Annotated in this window: 14 protein-coding genes; 12 read left to right on the forward strand and 2 right to left on the reverse strand. The window is 67.5% G+C overall.

What is annotated here, in order from left to right; translation table 11 throughout:
• The first annotated feature begins 48 nt into the window (after positions 1-48).
• The 7 genes from PSEK12I1_RS0108115 (at position 49) to PSEK12I1_RS0108145 (ending at position 8,064) form a co-directional block, all read left to right on the forward strand.
• Positions 49-1,791 (forward strand): AMP-binding protein, encoded by a 1,743-nt coding sequence (locus PSEK12I1_RS0108115; RefSeq protein WP_027601233.1) that lies wholly within the window; start codon positions 49-51, stop codon positions 1,789-1,791.
• Positions 1,788-3,302, forward strand: a complete 1,515-nt coding sequence (locus PSEK12I1_RS0108120; protein ID WP_027601234.1) for a CoA-acylating methylmalonate-semialdehyde dehydrogenase — start codon at positions 1,788-1,790, stop codon at positions 3,300-3,302. The genes PSEK12I1_RS0108115 and PSEK12I1_RS0108120 overlap by 4 nt, the downstream gene beginning before the upstream one ends.
• A gap of 13 nt (positions 3,303-3,315) precedes the next feature.
• Positions 3,316-4,212 carry a 3-hydroxyisobutyrate dehydrogenase gene (gene mmsB, locus PSEK12I1_RS0108125; protein WP_027601235.1) on the forward strand — a complete coding sequence of 299 codons (897 nt, stop codon included), beginning with the start codon at positions 3,316-3,318 and terminating at the stop codon, positions 4,210-4,212.
• Positions 4,209-5,261 (forward strand): enoyl-CoA hydratase/isomerase family protein, encoded by a 1,053-nt coding sequence (locus PSEK12I1_RS0108130; RefSeq protein WP_027597699.1) that lies wholly within the window; start codon positions 4,209-4,211, stop codon positions 5,259-5,261. The genes mmsB and PSEK12I1_RS0108130 overlap by 4 nt, the downstream gene beginning before the upstream one ends.
• A gap of 11 nt (positions 5,262-5,272) precedes the next feature.
• Positions 5,273-6,424, forward strand: a complete 1,152-nt coding sequence (locus PSEK12I1_RS0108135) for an acyl-CoA dehydrogenase family protein (protein WP_007162212.1) — start codon at positions 5,273-5,275, stop codon at positions 6,422-6,424.
• A 138-nt stretch (positions 6,425-6,562) separates the two neighbouring features.
• Positions 6,563-7,363, forward strand: a complete 801-nt coding sequence (locus PSEK12I1_RS0108140; protein WP_007162211.1) for a universal stress protein — start codon at positions 6,563-6,565, stop codon at positions 7,361-7,363.
• A gap of 149 nt (positions 7,364-7,512) precedes the next feature.
• Positions 7,513-8,064 carry an ATP-dependent Clp protease proteolytic subunit gene (locus tag PSEK12I1_RS0108145; protein WP_027601236.1) on the forward strand — a complete coding sequence of 184 codons (552 nt, stop codon included), beginning with the start codon at positions 7,513-7,515 and terminating at the stop codon, positions 8,062-8,064.
• 62 nt (positions 8,065-8,126) lie between these two features.
• On the opposite strand, the gene PSEK12I1_RS0108150 is transcribed toward PSEK12I1_RS0108145, so the two are convergent.
• Positions 8,127-9,893, reverse strand: coding sequence for a glycoside hydrolase family 5 protein (locus PSEK12I1_RS0108150; protein ID WP_027601237.1), 1,767 nt, complete (start codon positions 9,891-9,893; stop codon positions 8,127-8,129).
• Between the two features lie 398 nt (positions 9,894-10,291).
• On the opposite strand from PSEK12I1_RS0108150, the gene PSEK12I1_RS0108155 reads away from it, so the two are divergent.
• Together PSEK12I1_RS0108155 and PSEK12I1_RS0108160 are read left to right on the forward strand one after the other, a co-directional pair.
• On the forward strand, positions 10,292-10,699 hold the full coding sequence (locus tag PSEK12I1_RS0108155) for a response regulator (protein ID WP_007162208.1): 408 nt from the start codon (positions 10,292-10,294) through the stop codon (positions 10,697-10,699).
• A 65-nt stretch (positions 10,700-10,764) separates the two neighbouring features.
• Entirely contained in the window at positions 10,765-10,977 is a 213-nt protein-coding gene (locus PSEK12I1_RS0108160) for a hypothetical protein (RefSeq protein WP_007162207.1), read from the forward strand.
• A 14-nt stretch (positions 10,978-10,991) separates the two neighbouring features.
• On the opposite strand, the gene PSEK12I1_RS0108165 is transcribed toward PSEK12I1_RS0108160, so the two are convergent.
• A complete protein-coding gene (locus PSEK12I1_RS0108165) occupies positions 10,992-11,453 on the reverse strand; it encodes an Lrp/AsnC family transcriptional regulator (RefSeq protein WP_027597697.1) in 462 nt (153 codons plus the stop codon).
• Between the two features lie 223 nt (positions 11,454-11,676).
• On the opposite strand from PSEK12I1_RS0108165, the gene PSEK12I1_RS0108170 reads away from it, so the two are divergent.
• Genes PSEK12I1_RS0108170 through PSEK12I1_RS0108180 form a run of 3 tightly spaced genes read left to right on the forward strand, consistent with a single transcriptional unit; the run spans position 11,677 to position 15,260 of the window.
• Positions 11,677-12,909, forward strand: a complete 1,233-nt coding sequence (locus PSEK12I1_RS0108170; protein WP_027601238.1) for a thiamine pyrophosphate-dependent enzyme — start codon at positions 11,677-11,679, stop codon at positions 12,907-12,909.
• A gap of 4 nt (positions 12,910-12,913) precedes the next feature.
• Positions 12,914-13,972 carry an alpha-ketoacid dehydrogenase subunit beta gene (locus PSEK12I1_RS0108175; protein WP_007162204.1) on the forward strand — a complete coding sequence of 353 codons (1,059 nt, stop codon included), beginning with the start codon at positions 12,914-12,916 and terminating at the stop codon, positions 13,970-13,972.
• Position 13,973: 1 nt separating this feature from the next.
• A complete protein-coding gene (locus PSEK12I1_RS0108180) occupies positions 13,974-15,260 on the forward strand; it encodes a dihydrolipoamide acetyltransferase family protein (protein WP_027601239.1) in 1,287 nt (428 codons plus the stop codon).

Consider the following 15,260-nt stretch of genomic DNA (forward strand, 5'->3'; position numbering starts at 1 on the left):
CGGACGCTGCCCTTCCCTCCCGCCCCTGCAGGCCGCGGGGTATCGCCCATGACGGCCGGCGACGCCTTTCGCGAAGCGCGGGACTTCCTGCTGCGCCATCGCACCGACTACGCCACCGCCGTCCGCGATTTCCGCTGGCCGCAACTGGAACAGTTCAACTGGGCGCTGGACCATTTCGATCGCCTTGCAGAGGAGCATGCCGGTCCGGCGCTGTGGCGCCTCGACGCCGAGGGCCGGGAAGAGCGCTACAGCTTCGCCGAGTTGCGCCAGGCGTCGAATCGCACCGCCAATTTCCTGCGCGCCCAGGGTGTGCGCCGCGGCGAACGCATCCTGGTGATGCTGGGCAACGAGGTGGCGCTGTGGGAGACGCTGCTCGGCGCCTTCAAGCTGGGCGCCGTGGTGGTGCCCGCCACCACCCTGCTCAGCGACGCCGATCTGCAGGATCGGGTGCAGCGCGGGCGCATCGCCCACCTGGTGGTGGGCAGTGCGCACACGGAGCGTTGCGCCAGTCTGGATGCCGGCCTCACCCGCATCTGCGTCGGGGCGCCGGTGGCCGGCTGGCAACCCTATGCGCCGGCCGCCTGTGCCAGCGACTTCCTGCCGGATGGCCCGACCCTCGCCACGGATCCGCTGCTGCTCTACTTCACCTCGGGGACCACCTCGCGGCCCAAGCTGGTGCTGCACAGTCACAGCAGCTATCCGATCGGGCACCTGTCCACCCTGTATTGGATCGGTCTGCAACCGGGCGATGTGCACCTCAACATCTCGTCCCCCGGCTGGGCCAAGCATGCCTGGAGTTGCGTCTTCGCGCCCTGGAACGCCGGCGCCTGCGTGTTCATCCATGACGTGCCGCGCTTCAAGCCCCAGGCGCTGCTGGAGGTGCTGGCGCGCTATCCGGTCACCAGCCTCTGCGCGCCGCCCACGGTGTGGCGGATGCTGATCCAGGAGGATCTCGCCGCCTATCGCGAGCGCCTGCAGCTGCGCGAGCTGGTCGGCGCGGGCGAACCGCTCAATCCCGAGATCATCGACAGCCTGCAGGCGGCCTGGGGGCTGATCCTGAGAGACGGCTTCGGCCAGTCGGAAACCACCGCCCTGGTGGGCAACACCCCCGGACAGCCGCTCAAGCCGGGCTCCATGGGGCGCCCGCTGCCCGGGTGTCACATCGCGCTGCTGGATGCCGATGGCCGGCCGGGCGACGACGGCGAGGTGGCCCTGTCCCTGCAACCACGGCCGGCCGGGCTGATGCTGGGCTACGAAGACAGCCCGGAAAAGACCGCCGAGGTGATGCGCGACGGCCATTACCGCACCGGCGATACCGCGGTGCGCGACGCCGAGGGCTACATCACCTTCGTCGGCCGCGCCGATGACGTCTTCAAGTCGGCGGACTACCGCATCAGCCCCTTCGAACTGGAGAGCGCCTTGATCGAGCACCCGGCGGTGATGGAGGTGGCGGTGGTGCCCAGCCCCGACCCCCTGCGCCTCAATGTGCCCAAGGCCTTCGTCATCCTGGCCGCCGGCCATTCGCCTTCGCCTGAACTCGCGCAGGAGCTGCTCGGCTTCGCCCGCGGCTGCCTGTCGCCCTACAAGCGGGTACGCCGCCTGCAATTCGTCAGCGAATTGCCCAAGACGCTGTCCGGCAAGATCCGCCGCATCGAATTGCGCCTCGGCGAGGCCCAGCGCCGCGCCGGCGGCAGCGCCGACCTCCACGACTACGCCGAAGAAGACTTCGCCGCCCACCCTGCCCCGGCCACCCCGGCCACCCCGGCCACCGCTCAGGAATCCCTGTCATGACCCAGACCGCCATCAAAGACGTGCCGCTGCTGATCGACGGCCAGTTCGTCACCTCCACCAGCCGCGAAAGCCGCGAGGTGATCAATCCGGCGACCCAGGAGGTGCTGGCGCGGGTGCCCTTCGCCACCGCCGAGGAGGTGCAGCGCGCCGTAGCCAGTGCCAAGGCGGCCTTCGCCACCTGGCGCAAGACGCCCATCGGCGCCCGGGCGCGCATCTTCCTGCGCTATCAGCAGCTGATCCGCGAGCACATGAGCGAACTGGCCGCGCTGCTCACCGCCGAACAGGGCAAGACTCTGGCCGACGCCGAGGGCGATGTCTTCCGCGGCCTGGAGGTGGTGGAGCACGCGGCGGCCATCGGCAACTTGCAGCTGGGCGAGCTGGCCAACAATGTCGCCAGCGGGGTGGACACCTACACCCTGCTGCAACCCCTGGGCGTGTGCGCCGGCATCACCCCCTTCAACTTCCCGGCGATGATTCCGCTGTGGATGTTTCCCATGGCCATCGCCTGCGGCAACACCTTTGTCCTCAAGCCGTCGGAGCAGGATCCGCTGGTGACCATGCGCCTGGCCGAATTGGCACTGGAAGCCGGGGTGCCGCCCGGGGTGCTCAACGTGGTCCATGGCGGACCGGCGGTGGTGGACGCCCTCTGCGATCATCCGGACATCAAGGCGCTGTCCTTTGTCGGCTCCACCCGCGTGGGCACCCACGTCTATCGCCGCGCCAGCGAAGCCGGCAAGCGCGTCCAGTGCATGATGGGCGCCAAGAATCACGCGGTGGTGATGCCCGACGCGCCCCGCGAGCAGACGCTGGCCAACCTGGTGGGCGCCGCCTTCGGCGCGGCCGGTCAGCGCTGCATGGCGGTCTCGGTGGTGGTGCTGGTGGGCGAAGCCAACAGCTGGGTGCCGGACCTGGTGGCCAAGGCGCGCAGCCTCAAGGTGGGGGCAGGTCACGAGCACGGCACCGATGTCGGCCCGCTGATCTCCTGCCAGGCGCTGGACCGGGTCAGCGGCCTGATCGAGCGCGGCGTGAGCGAAGGCGCGACCCTGGAGCTGGACGGTCGCAACATCCAGGTCGAGCGCTACGAGAAGGGCAACTTCGTTGGCCCGACGCTGTTCTCCGGGGTGACCACCGACATGACCCTATATCGCGAAGAGCTGTTCGGACCGGTGCTCTGCGTGATGCACGCGGCCACCCTCGACGAGGCCATCGCCCTGATCAACGCCAACCCCAATGGCAACGGCGTCGCCCTTTTCACCCGCTCCGGCGCCGCGGCGCGACGCTTCCAGGAAGACATCGACGTCGGCCAGGTCGGCATCAACGTGCCCATCCCGGTGCCGGTGCCGCTGTTCTCCTTCAGCGGTTCGCGCGCCTCCAAGCTGGGCGACCTGGGGCCCTATGGCAAGCAGGCGGTGCTCTTCTATACCCAGACCAAGACCATCACCACGCGCTGGCCCGACGAGCAGGACGTCGGCAGCGCCGGGGTCGTCAACACCACCATCACCCTCAAGTAAGGGAGACGCCAGCATGCATCTGGGATTTCTGGGACTGGGCAACATGGGCGCGCCCATGGCCCGCAACCTGCTCAAGGCCGGCCATCAGCTGACCGTCTATGACCTTTCCACCGCCGCCCTGGACGCGTTGCGCGCCGAAGGCGCCGAGGTCGCCGCCTCGCCCACCGCCGTCGCCGAGAGCGGCGCGGAAGTGATCATCACCATGCTGCCCGCGGCTGCCCATGTGAAGACGGTCTACCTGGGCGACGACGGGCTGATCGCCCGGGCCCGGCCGGGCACCCTGCTGATCGATTCCTCCACCATCGATCCGCTCAGCGCCCGGGCGGTGGCCAGTGCCGCCGCCGAACGCGGCCTGGAACTGCTGGACGCACCGGTCTCCGGCGGCACCGGCGGCGCCGCGGCGGGCACCCTCACCTTCATGGTCGGCGGCAACGAAGCCGGCTTCCAGCGCGCCCAGCCACTATTGGCCGCCATGGGCCGCAACCTGGTGCACTGCGGCGCCAGCGGCAACGGCCAGGTGGCCAAGGTGGCCAACAACCTGCTGCTGGGCATCTCCATGATCGGGGTGGCCGAGGCCATGGCCCTGGGCACCCGCCTGGGCATGGACGCCAAGACCCTGGCCGGAGTGATCAATACCAGCAGCGGGCGCTGCTGGAGTTCGGAGGTCAACAACCCCTATCCGGACGTACTGCCCCAGGCGCCGGCCTCGCGCGGCTACCAGGGCGGCTTCGCCGCCGACCTCATGCTCAAGGACCTGGGCCTGGCCACCGAGGCAGCGCGCGCCGTGCAGCAGCCGGTGATCCTCGGCGCAGTGGCGCAACAGCTCTACCAGAGATTCAGCCGCGCGGGTGGCGGCGGGCTGGATTTCTCGGCCATCATCCAGGACTACCTGGACGAGGACGGTGCATGAGCGACGCCAAGGTACTGCTGGAAAGACGCGGCGGGGTCGGCTACCTGACCCTCGATCGCCCGGCCGGGCTCAATGCCCTGGATCTGGACATGGTGCGCGCCCTGCACGGGGCGCTGCGCGACTGGGAGCAGGACCCGGGCGTGCGGGTGATCGTGCTCCGCGGCAACGGGCCCAAGGCCTTCTGCGCCGGCGGCGATGTCCGGGCGCTGTACGACAGCTACCAGCGCGGCGATGACCTGCACCTGACCTTCTTCACCGAGGAATACGCCCTCGACCTGGCGCTGCACCGCTATCCCAAGCCGGTGCTGGCCCTGGCCCAGGGGCTGGTGCTGGGCGGCGGCATGGGCCTGGTCCAGGCGGCGCGGCTGCGGATCGTCAGCGAGCGCACCCGCATGGCCATGCCGGAAACCGCCATCGGCTATTTCCCCGACGTCGGCGCCAGCCATTTCCTGCCGCGCCTGCCCGACCACCTGGGTCTCTATCTGGGCCTGACCGGCGTGCAGATCGGTCCGGCCGATGCCCTGGCCGCCGGCCTGGCCGATGTCTTCATTCCCGAAGCGGCCAACGCCGACCTGCTGCAGCGCCTGGAGGCAGCCACTGCCCAGGGCCCCACCGACCTGGCCGCCCTGCTGCAGGAATTCGCCGCGGCGCCGGCCGAAGCCGCGCGCCTGACCGATCTGCGCCCGGCCATCGCCGAGCACTTTGCGGCGGCCACCGTCGAGGAGCTGCGCGCCAGCCTGGAGGCGGAGCAGCGCCCCGCCTATCGCGACTGGGCGCAGGAGACCCTCGCCACCCTGGACGCCCGTTCGCCGCTGGCGGTCGCCACTGCCCTGGAGTTGCTGCGCCAGGGCGGCGGGCTGTCGCTGGAACAGTGCTTCGCCCTGGAGCTGCACCTGGATCGCCGCTGGTTCGAAAAGGGCGAGATCGTCGAGGGGGTGCGCGCCATGCTGGTGGACAAGGACCGCACGCCGCACTGGAATCCGGCCCGCTGGCAGGACCTGGATCCACGCCGCGTCGCTGCCTTTTTCGCCGATTTTCGCCATTCCTGAGGGAGGCTCCCATGCACGACATCGAACTCACCGAAGAACAACGCATGATCCGCGACCTGGCGCGTGACTTCGCCCGCCGCGAGGTCGCGCCCCACGCCCGCGCCTGGGAAAAGGCCGAGTGGATCGACGACGCCGTGGTCGCCCAGCTGGGTGAGCTGGGCCTGCTGGGCATGGTGGTGCCCGAGCAATGGGGCGGCACCTACCTGGATTACGTCGCCTATGCCCTGGCGGTGGAAGAGATCTCCGCCGGCGACGGCAGCCTCGGCGCCCTGATGAGCATCCACAGCTCGGTGGGTTGCGGCCCGCTGCTGCGCTACGGCAGTGCCGCACAGCAGGACCGCTGGCTGCCTGACCTGGCCGCCGGCAAGGTCATAGGTTGCTTCTGCCTGACCGAACCCCAGGCCGGCTCCGAGGCGCACAACCTGCGCACCCGGGCGGTACTCGACGGTGACAGCTGGGTGCTCAATGGCAGCAAGCAATTCGTCAGCAACGGTCGCCGCGCGGGTCTGGCCATCGTCTTCGCGGTGACCGATCCGGAGCTGGGCAAGAAGGGCCTGTCGGCCTTTCTGGTGCCTACCGACACCCCCGGCTTTCGCGTCGAGCGCACCGAGCACAAGATGGGCCTGCGCGCCTCCGACACCTGCGCGGTCACCCTGGACAACTGCCGCATCCCGGCGGCCAACCTGCTGGGCGAGCGCGGCAAGGGGCTGGCCATCGCCCTGTCCAACCTGGAAGGCGGCCGCATCGGCATCGCCGCCCAGGCGCTGGGGATCGCCCGCGCGGCCTTCGAAGCGGCGCTCGGCTATGCCCGCGAGCGCATCCAGTTCGACAAGGCGATCATCCAGCACCAGAGCATCGCCAACATGCTGGCGGACATGCATACGCGCCTCAATGCCGCGCGGCTGCTGATCCTGCATGCGGCGCGACTGCGCACGGCGGGCCAGCCCTGTCTGAGCGAAGCCTCCCAGGCCAAGCTGTTCGCCACCGAGACGGGCGAATGGGTGTGCTCCAAGGCCATCCAGATTCATGGCGGCTACGGCTACCTGGAGGACTACCCGGTGGAGCAGTACTACCGCGACATCCGCATCACCCAGATCTACGAAGGCTCCAGTGAAATCCAGCGCCTGCTGATCACCCGGGAACTCGATCGCTACGAAATGTGAGGGCGTCCGGGATGACGGCCGTGACCTGCCCAGCAAAAGCCGAAGATGACACCCAGGCGTCATCTGGACAGCACTGGGCGGGTGCTACGCTCCTGACAGGGATCGTGTCTGGTCCCGGTCTTGCCAAGGAATACCGTTATGGCCTCCCTGCTCGCCTGCATCGATGGATCTCCCCACGCCGAAAGCGTCTGCGACCACACCGCCTGGTTGTCGCGACGACTGGACGCGCCCGTCACCCTGCTGCACGTGCAGGAGTCGGCCAGCAGCGGCAAGAAGGTCGCCAACGGCGCCCCGGTCTATCTGGACGATGACGTCGGCGCCGGCATGGCCAAGGCGCTGCTGCTCAATGCCCGCCAACGCCTGCTGCAGCAGGGCCTGACCTCGGCGCCGCAGATCCTGCGCCGCCCCGAGGGGCTGGTGGATACCCTCAAGACCCTGGAAGCCGACACCCGCCTGCTGGTGATCGGCAAGCGCGGCGAGCGCTCGGGGGACAGCGGCATTGGCAGCCAGCTGGAGGCCGTGGTCCGCGCCGTGCACCGGCCGATCCTGATCTGCTCCGGGCCGTTCAAGCCGCCGCGGCAATTCACCATCGCCTACGACGGCCGGGAAGCCACCCACCAGGGCATCCTGGCGCTGGCGCGCAGTCCGCTGCTGGCCGGCATGAGCGGCACCCTGCTACGCGTCGGCGAAGACGATCCGATCCTGCGCAAGCGCCTGGATGACCTGGCCCTGCTGCTGCGCAGCGCCGGATGCCGGGTCGACACCACCGTCGCCCATGGCGACGTGGAGCGCATCGTCCCCCGCCACCTCGACGAACGCCGGGCCGACCTGCTGATCATGGGCGCCTACAGTCACTCCTCGGTCTGGCGCTTCCTGCGCGGCAGTCGCACCACCCAGCTGCTGCACAAGACCGAAGTACCGATGCTGCTGCTGCGCTGAGACCGCGCCTTTACCGGGCACAGCCCATCCGGTCGGGACGCGTTTCGTCGGCCAGCCGACGCCAGCGCTCAAGCCCACCCGAAAATCGCCGAAGCAGAAGACATAGAGCCCTGCCCTCTGTCGGGCTCCCCGGCGCGTCGGTAGGCCCCATGAGCACCCATGTCATCCATTTCACCGGTCCCATCAATTCCACCAGCTGCGGCCAGCTGATCGCCCAGTGCTCCCAGGCCGTGCAGCAGGACGCCTCGCGCATCCTGCTCAAGATCGCCACCATGGGCGGCGATTGCAGCTACGGCTTCACGATGTACAACTTCCTGCTGTCCCTGCCGCTGCCGGTGCATACCCACAACCTGGGCACCGTCGAGTCCATGGGCAACATCCTCTTCCTGGCCGGCGAACACCGCACCGCCAGTCGTCACAGCAAATTCCTCTACCACTCCTTCTACTGGAATCTGAACAACTCGGTGGACCATGCGCGCATGGCCGAATACGCCATGTGCCTGGACTACGACCTGGATCTCTATGCCCGCATCGTCGCCGAGCGCACCGCCGGTGCCGCCGAGGCCCTGGACATCCACAGCTGCCTCAAGGCCAACGCCCGGCTGCTGAGTCCTGAAGCGGCCCTGATCACCGGGGTGATCCATGCCGTCGACGAATGCCGGGTGCAGCCGGGTGAGGTCACCACCTTCATCCATCTTTGAGCAGGCAATAAAAAAACCCGGTGACCTTTGGCCACCGGGTTTTTCTTGCCCGATCCGGGGGATCAGCGGCTGAAGGACACCAGGGTGTTGGGGTAGCCGACGCTGGCATCCAGGCGGCTGGCGTCGAAGAACACCCCCAGGTTGTTGGCGCCATCCTGCACATAGCTGATCTTGAGGATCTGGCCATTGACCAGGCGTACCGAGCCACCCAGCTTGAAGGCCGAGCGATTGGCCGCGGTGGCCGGGATGGAGATGGCCGCGGCGCGACGGTAGACCCCGCGATTCCAGTCGGCATTGGTGAAGTCGTTGATGGCGCTGCTGACGCTGGCGGCGCTGGTCACCCCGGTGGGCGACACGGTCACGGTCTTGGGATAGCCCACGGCGTTGCCGTTGAAGGGCGTGCCTTCGGTGAAGACCCCCAGGCTGTTGCCGGCCTGCACCGAGGAGATCCGCCGCACCTGGCCATCCGCGGTGGTCAGGTAGGCACCGGCCTTGAAGGCGGCGCGATTCACCGCGGTACCGGGTACCGAGACAGCGGCCTTCTTGAGGAACACCCCCTTGTGCCAGTCCGAGTTGGTGAAGTCGTTGATCACCGAGGTAACCGTGCCTGCGGTCGCGCCATTGCTCGGCGGCACCTGAACGCCTGCATTGCTGCCTGCGTTTCCGGTGTTGCCGGCGCTGCTGCCGCTGCCGGCATTGCCCACGGCGCCGGCGCTACCGCCAGCCGAACCGCTGTTGCCGGCCGTGCCACCACCGTTGGCCGGGGTGGTGCTGCCGCTGGCGACCGGGCCGATGGCGGTGCAGCTGCTGTCGTCCAGGTACTTGCGCAAGGTCGGCCACTGCGGCCGCTCCTGGCCATTGATCGGCTCCACCGACATGAAGTAGCTGCCCCAGCCCGGACCCGCGGCCCAGTAGGAGGCCGGGATGCAGTTCTGCTTGAGGTAGGCCAGCATGTTGTCCATCAGCAGGTTCCAGCGCGGATTGTTGTCCGGTACGCCGAATTCACCGATATAGCCGCGCTTGCCGTTCTTCTTCAGCCAGTCGACGAAGGGCTTCACCCGGGTCACGCCATAGTTGACGTCGAGCTTGTTGACGTCGGTCTTGTCGTAGCTGCCGCCAGCGTTCTCGTCGAAGTAGGAATGCGCCGAGAAGATGATGTTGTTGGCCGGATCCTTCAGCCCCAGCAGGGCATCGTTGAACTCGGCCCAGCGGGTGGCGCTCGACCAGCCGTTGCCTTCGACGATGACCGGACGGGTGCTGTCCACCGCGCGCACGCCATTGATGCCGTACTGGGCCGCGGTCGGCCAGTAGGCCATGGCATCGTGGGGCTCGTTCATGATGTCGTAGGCGTACAGCGAGGACTGGCCGCTCCACTGCCGCGCAATGTGGGTCATGATCTCCTGATAGCGGGCGTAGGGGACGCCACTGGTGCCGATCACCTGACCGCGATAGCGGGCATAGTTGTGCAGGTCGAGGATGATCTTGATGCCGTGCTTTTGCGCATAGCCGAAGGTCTGGTTCACCAGGGCGACGTAGGCACTGTCCAGTGGGCCGCCCAGCTTGGGTTGCAGGCGCTCCCAGATGATGGGGAAACGGATCAGTTTGACGCCCCGCGCGCTCCACTGCTGGAAGTAGGCCTCCACCGGGAAGATGTAGTTGGTGCCATTGATGCCGGGCAGCACCTGGGGCGCGAAGCCCGCACCCGACAGATTCAGACCGACCAGGCTGACAGGCTCGGCCTGGGCAACGCCAGCGGACAGCGCGAGAACGGTAGCGGCCGCGGCGAGCGGACGACGAAGGGCGGTAGCGAGGGAGCGGATAGGCGTCATGGACAGATACTGCTTTGGGAGGCGTGGCGTCGATGTCCTTTGTGTACGAGCAAAGCCTGGGTTTAGGTAAGGCCACTGGGACGTGACAAGAAAAGCACTCTGCGTCCTGCAGTTGCCTTACCCAATACAAGTCATATGCCAGGTCGCTGAAACCTTTCACCGCGGCGGTGGTCCTGCACGGCCGCAGGGTGTCGCAAAACACCGCTCTAGAGCCTTTGCAGGAAACGTAACCAAATATGCGTGGCATGGCGTCGCAGCGTGCGAAAGCTGCGCGCGACAAAATAATCACGGCACGAAGACAGAAATCTGACGCCAGATTTAGTGGCACATGGCCTGGGGAATTTTCCCGGGTCGCCGCTATCCAAGGCTCAGCAACGTCTTGTATATAAGGTCCAGTCATGCGCGCAGAACAGCCGGGAACCCCTGTCTTCCGACCCACCATCCTGGTGGTGGACGACGAGCCACTGGTCGCGGATTTCGTTACCGAGATCCTCGAACCCGAAGGCTTCAATATCATCGCCGCTGACTCCGCCGATGCTGCCTTGTCACTGTTGGAGAAAGAGGACGCCAATATCGACATCCTGTTGACGGACATCCGCATGCCCGGCTCCATGGATGGCGCTCAACTGGCCAATCTGGTGTGCCAACGCTGGGCAGATATGCCCATTATTGTCATGTCCGGCTACGAAACGCCGTCTACCGCCAGCATCAAGTGCAAGGTGCGCTTCCTGCCCAAGCCCTGGTCAATCGGTCAATTGATCGATGCCGTGAATGGCGTCGCCTATTCTGTTACGCCCAGTGCCTGAAGATCGAGGAACCCTGGCGATGTGAATGGTGTCACATCGCCACCTCGGTACTTCGGACAACAACAATGCTTGCCCTCACCCACCAGTTCGTCGCCCAGCTGCCCAACATCGACTGCCTGTTCGGCCCCCTGACCCCGGATGGCGGTCTGCCGGTGCAAGTCTGTCGTCCCGCCAGCGAACGTCGCCTGACCCTGATGCTGGATACCGCCCGCCTGCGCGACCGCGCCTATTGCGCAACCCAGGCGCAGCAGGTCCGCACTTCCCTCGGTATCCGCTAGTCGTTGCACGCGCCTCATAGCGGCGGCGCCGGTCGCAACAGCACGGCCTTCAGCGAAAAGGCCGAGGTCACGCTGGCCACCCCGGGAATGCAGGTCAGGGTCTCGGCGAGAAAGTGCTGATAGGCTGCGAGATCCTGCACCACCACCCGCAATACGTAGTCCGCATCCCCGGTCATCTGGAAACAGCTCATCACCTGGGGCGCCTTGACGATCTCCCGCTCGAAGGCGCGCAGGTAGTCGGTGGACTGCTTTTCCAGGCGCACCGACACGAAGACGCTGACACTGCCGGCCAGCCGGGTTTCATCGAGCTGGGCGTGATAGCCCTGGATGTAACGCTCCTCCTCCAGTCGCTTGACCCGCCGTAGCGTCGGGGTCAGCGACAGCCCGATCTTCTGCGCCAGATCGCGCCAGCTCAGGCGGCCATCGGCGGACAGGGCGTTGAGGATGCGCAGGTCGATACGGTCCAGACCAGCCATGGTGCAAAACCTCTACTGTTGTTCTTGTACGAAGTTCAATAGCACCAAAAGGCCGGACTGCCCACCCCGAAATTGCGGCAAAACGGCTAGCCATGCCGGCCTATACTCAGGCGACCAATAACAAGAATGCCGAGGCCTCCACCATGTGGCACCCTGCATCGCATCCGGACGGCCAACCCGTCCTGCGACCCACCCGCACCCTCTTCCACCAGGAGGGGCGGCCATGAGCGACCATCCACCCCTGCGCTTGCACGTTCCCGAACCCAGCGGCCGACCGGGACGTCCCACCGACTTCAGCTACCTGCAACTCTGCCCCGCCGGCCGTGCGGAAAAGCCGCCCATCGACGTGGCACCGGTGGATACCCGCGAGCTGGCGACCCAGCTGATCCGCATCCTCGACGAAGAGGGTCGCGCCGTCGGCCCCTGGGCCACCGAAGAAGCGCCCGAATTGCTGCTGCAGGGCCTCAGGGCCATGCTCAAGACCCGGCTGTTCGATGCGCGGATGCTCAAGGCCCAGCGGCAGAAGAAGCTGTCCTTCTATATGCAGTGCCTGGGCGAGGAAGCCATCGCCGTCGGCCAGACCCTGGCCTTGCGCCCGGACGACATGCATTTCCCCACCTATCGTCAACAGGGCATCCTCATCGCCCGCGAGGCGCCGCTGGACGAGATGATCTGCCAGCTGCTGTCCAACGCCCGGGATCCGCTCAAGGGTCGCCAGCTGCCGGTGATGTACTCCTACCGCGACCTCGGCTTCTTTTCCATCTCCGGCAACCTGGGCACCCAGTACATCCAGGCGGTGGGCTGGGCCATGGCCTCGGCGATCAAGGGTGACACCCGCATCGCCGCCGGCTGGATCGGCGACGGCGCCACCGCCGAAGGCGATTTCCACGCCGCCCTCACCTTCGCCCACGTCTACCGGGCGCCGGTGATCCTCAACATCGTCAATAACCAGTGGGCCATTTCCACCTTCCAGGCCATCGCCGGCGGTGAAGGCATCACCCTGGCCACCCGCGGCCTCGGCTATGGCATCGCCGCCCTACGGGTGGATGGCAATGACTTCCTCGCCGTGCTGGCCGCCTCGCGCTGGGCCGCCGAGCGCGCCCGGCGCAACCTGGGGCCGACCCTGATCGAGTGGGTGACCTATCGCGCCGGCCCCCACTCCACCTCGGACGACCCGTCCAAATACCGTCCCGCCGACGACTGGACGCACTTCCCCCTGGGCGATCCCATCGACCGGCTTAAAGCACACCTGATCGGTCGTGGCCTCTGGTCGGACGAACAGCACCAGGCGCTGAGCGCCGAGCTGGAAGCCGAGGTGGCCGCTGCCCAGAAGGCCGCCGAAGCCCACGGCACCTTTGCCAGCGATCTCGCCCCCAGCGCCGCCGACATGTTCGAGGAGGTCTACCAGGACCTGCCGCCGCACCTGCGCCGCCAACGCCAACAGCTCGGGAAGTGACGCCATGACCGTACAACAGGAAACCGACCTGCCGACCCAGGCCGGCAGCCGCAGCACCCTGACCATGATCCAGGCCATCCGCTCGGCCATGGACGTGATGCTCGAACGCGACAGCAACGTGGTGGTGTTCGGCGAGGACGTCGGCTATTTCGGCGGCGTCTTTCGCTGCACCGAGGGCCTGCAGGCCAAATATGGCGCCTCGCGGGTATTCGACGCGCCCATCTCGGAGAACGGTATCGCCGGCGCCGCGGTGGGCATGGGCGCCTACGGCCTGCGGCCGGTGGCGGAGATCCAGTTCGCCGACTACGTGTACCCGGCCATCGACCAGATCGTCTCCGAGGCGGCGCGGCTGCGCTATCGCTCGGTGGGGCAGTTCACCTCGCCGCTGGTGTTCCGCATGCCCTGCGGTGGCGGCATCTATGGCGGCCAGACTCACAGCCAGAGTCCCGAGGCCATGTTCACCCAGGTCTGCGGGCTGCGCACCGTGATGCCCTCCAATCCCTATGACGCCAAGGGCCTGCTGATCGCTTCCATCGAGAGCGACGATCCGGTGATCTTTCTCGAACCCAAGCGCCTCTACAACGGCCCCTTCGACGGCCATCACGACCGCCCGGTGACGCCCTGGTCCGGCCATCCGGCCAGCGCCGTGCCGGACGGCTACTACCGGGTCGAGCTGGAACGCGCCGCGGTGGTCCGTCCCGGCAAGCAGGTCACGGTGCTGACCTATGGCACCACCGTCTGGGTCGCCCTGGCGGCGGCCGCCGAGACCGGCATCGACGCCGAGGTGATCGACATTCGCAGCCTTTGGCCGCTGGACCTGCAGACCCTCACCGATTCGGTGAACAAGACCGGCCGCTGCGTGGTGGTCCACGAAGCCACCCGCACCTGCGGCTATGGCGCCGAGCTGGTGTCCCTCATGCAGGAGCACTGCTTCCATCGCCTGGAGGCGCCCATCGAGCGCGTGACCGGCTGGGATACCCCCTACCCCCACGCCCAGGAATGGGACTACTTCCCGGGTCCGTCCCGGGTCGGCGCCGCGCTCAAGCGCGTGATGGAGGTCTGAGATGGGTACCCATGTCATCAAGATGCCCGACATCGGCGAAGGCATCGCCGAGGTGGAACTGGTCAAGTGGTACGTGGCGGTGGGCGACGAGGTCGGCGAAGACCAGACCCTGGCCGACGTCATGACCGACAAGGCCATGGTGGAGATTCCTTCGCCGGTGGTGGGCCGGGTGGTCGCCCTGGGCGGCGAACCTGGCCAGGTAATGGCCGTAGGCGCCGAGCTGATCCGCCTGGAGGTGGCCGGCGACGGCAATCTGCGCGAGGCCAGCCGCCCCGCGCCGGTGGCAGCCACTGCGGCGCCAGCCCCCAAGGCGGAAGCGCCCACGCCCGCGGCGGCCCCAGCCCCGCGTCGCGCGGAGGCGGAGGTCCCGCGCGACGACGACCGACCAGCTTCCCGCCCGGCCCCCGGCAGTCCGCCGCTGGCATCTCCCGCGGTGCGCCAGCACGCCTGGGACCTGGGCATCGAACTCCGCTTCGTCACCGGCAGCGGTCACGGCGGGCGCATCCTGCATGGCGATCTGGAGGCCTATGTGCAGCAACGCGACGCCGGCTTGCCGCCCGCCACCGGCGGCGGTGGCCTGGCGAAACGCAGTGGCGAGGAGCGCATCCCGCTGATCGGCCTGAGACGCAAGATCGCCGAGAAGATGCAGGCCGCCAAACGGCATATCCCCCACTTCACCTATGTGGAAGAGGTGGATGTCACCGAGCTGGAAGCCCTGCGCGCCACCCTCAATCAGCGCTGGCAGGGTCGTCGTGCCCACCTCACCCTGCTGCCCTTCCTGGCGCGCGCCCTGGTGGTGGCGGTGCGGGACTTTCCGCAGATGAATGCGCGCTTCGACGAAGAGAGCAGCACCGTGACGCGCTATGGCGCGGTGCACCTGGGCATCGCCACCCAGGGCGAACAGGGGCTCGCGGTGCCGGTGGTCCGCCACGCCGAGGCGCTGGATCTCTGGGGCTGCGCCCAGGAGGTGGCGCGGCTGGCCACCGCGGTGCGCGGCGGCAAGGCCGGTCGCGACGAACTCTCCGGCTCGACCCTGACCATCAGCAGCCTGGGTCCGCTGGGGGGCATCGCCTCCACGCCCATCATCAACCATCCCGAGGTGGCCATCATCGGCGTCAATCGCATCGTCGAGCGCCCGGCCTTCCGCCATGGGCTGGTGGTACCGCGCAAGCTGATGAATCTCTCCGCTTCCTTCGACCACCGGCTGATCGATGGCCAGGACGCCGCCAGCTTCATCCAGGCCGTGCGCCAGCTGCTCGAACAACCCGCCACCCTCTTCCTGGAGTAG

Source organism: Pseudomonas sp. MOIL14HWK12:I1 (assembly GCF_000510705.1).
In the GTDB taxonomy this organism is placed as follows: domain Bacteria; phylum Pseudomonadota; class Gammaproteobacteria; order Pseudomonadales; family Pseudomonadaceae; genus Chryseomonas; species Chryseomonas oryzihabitans.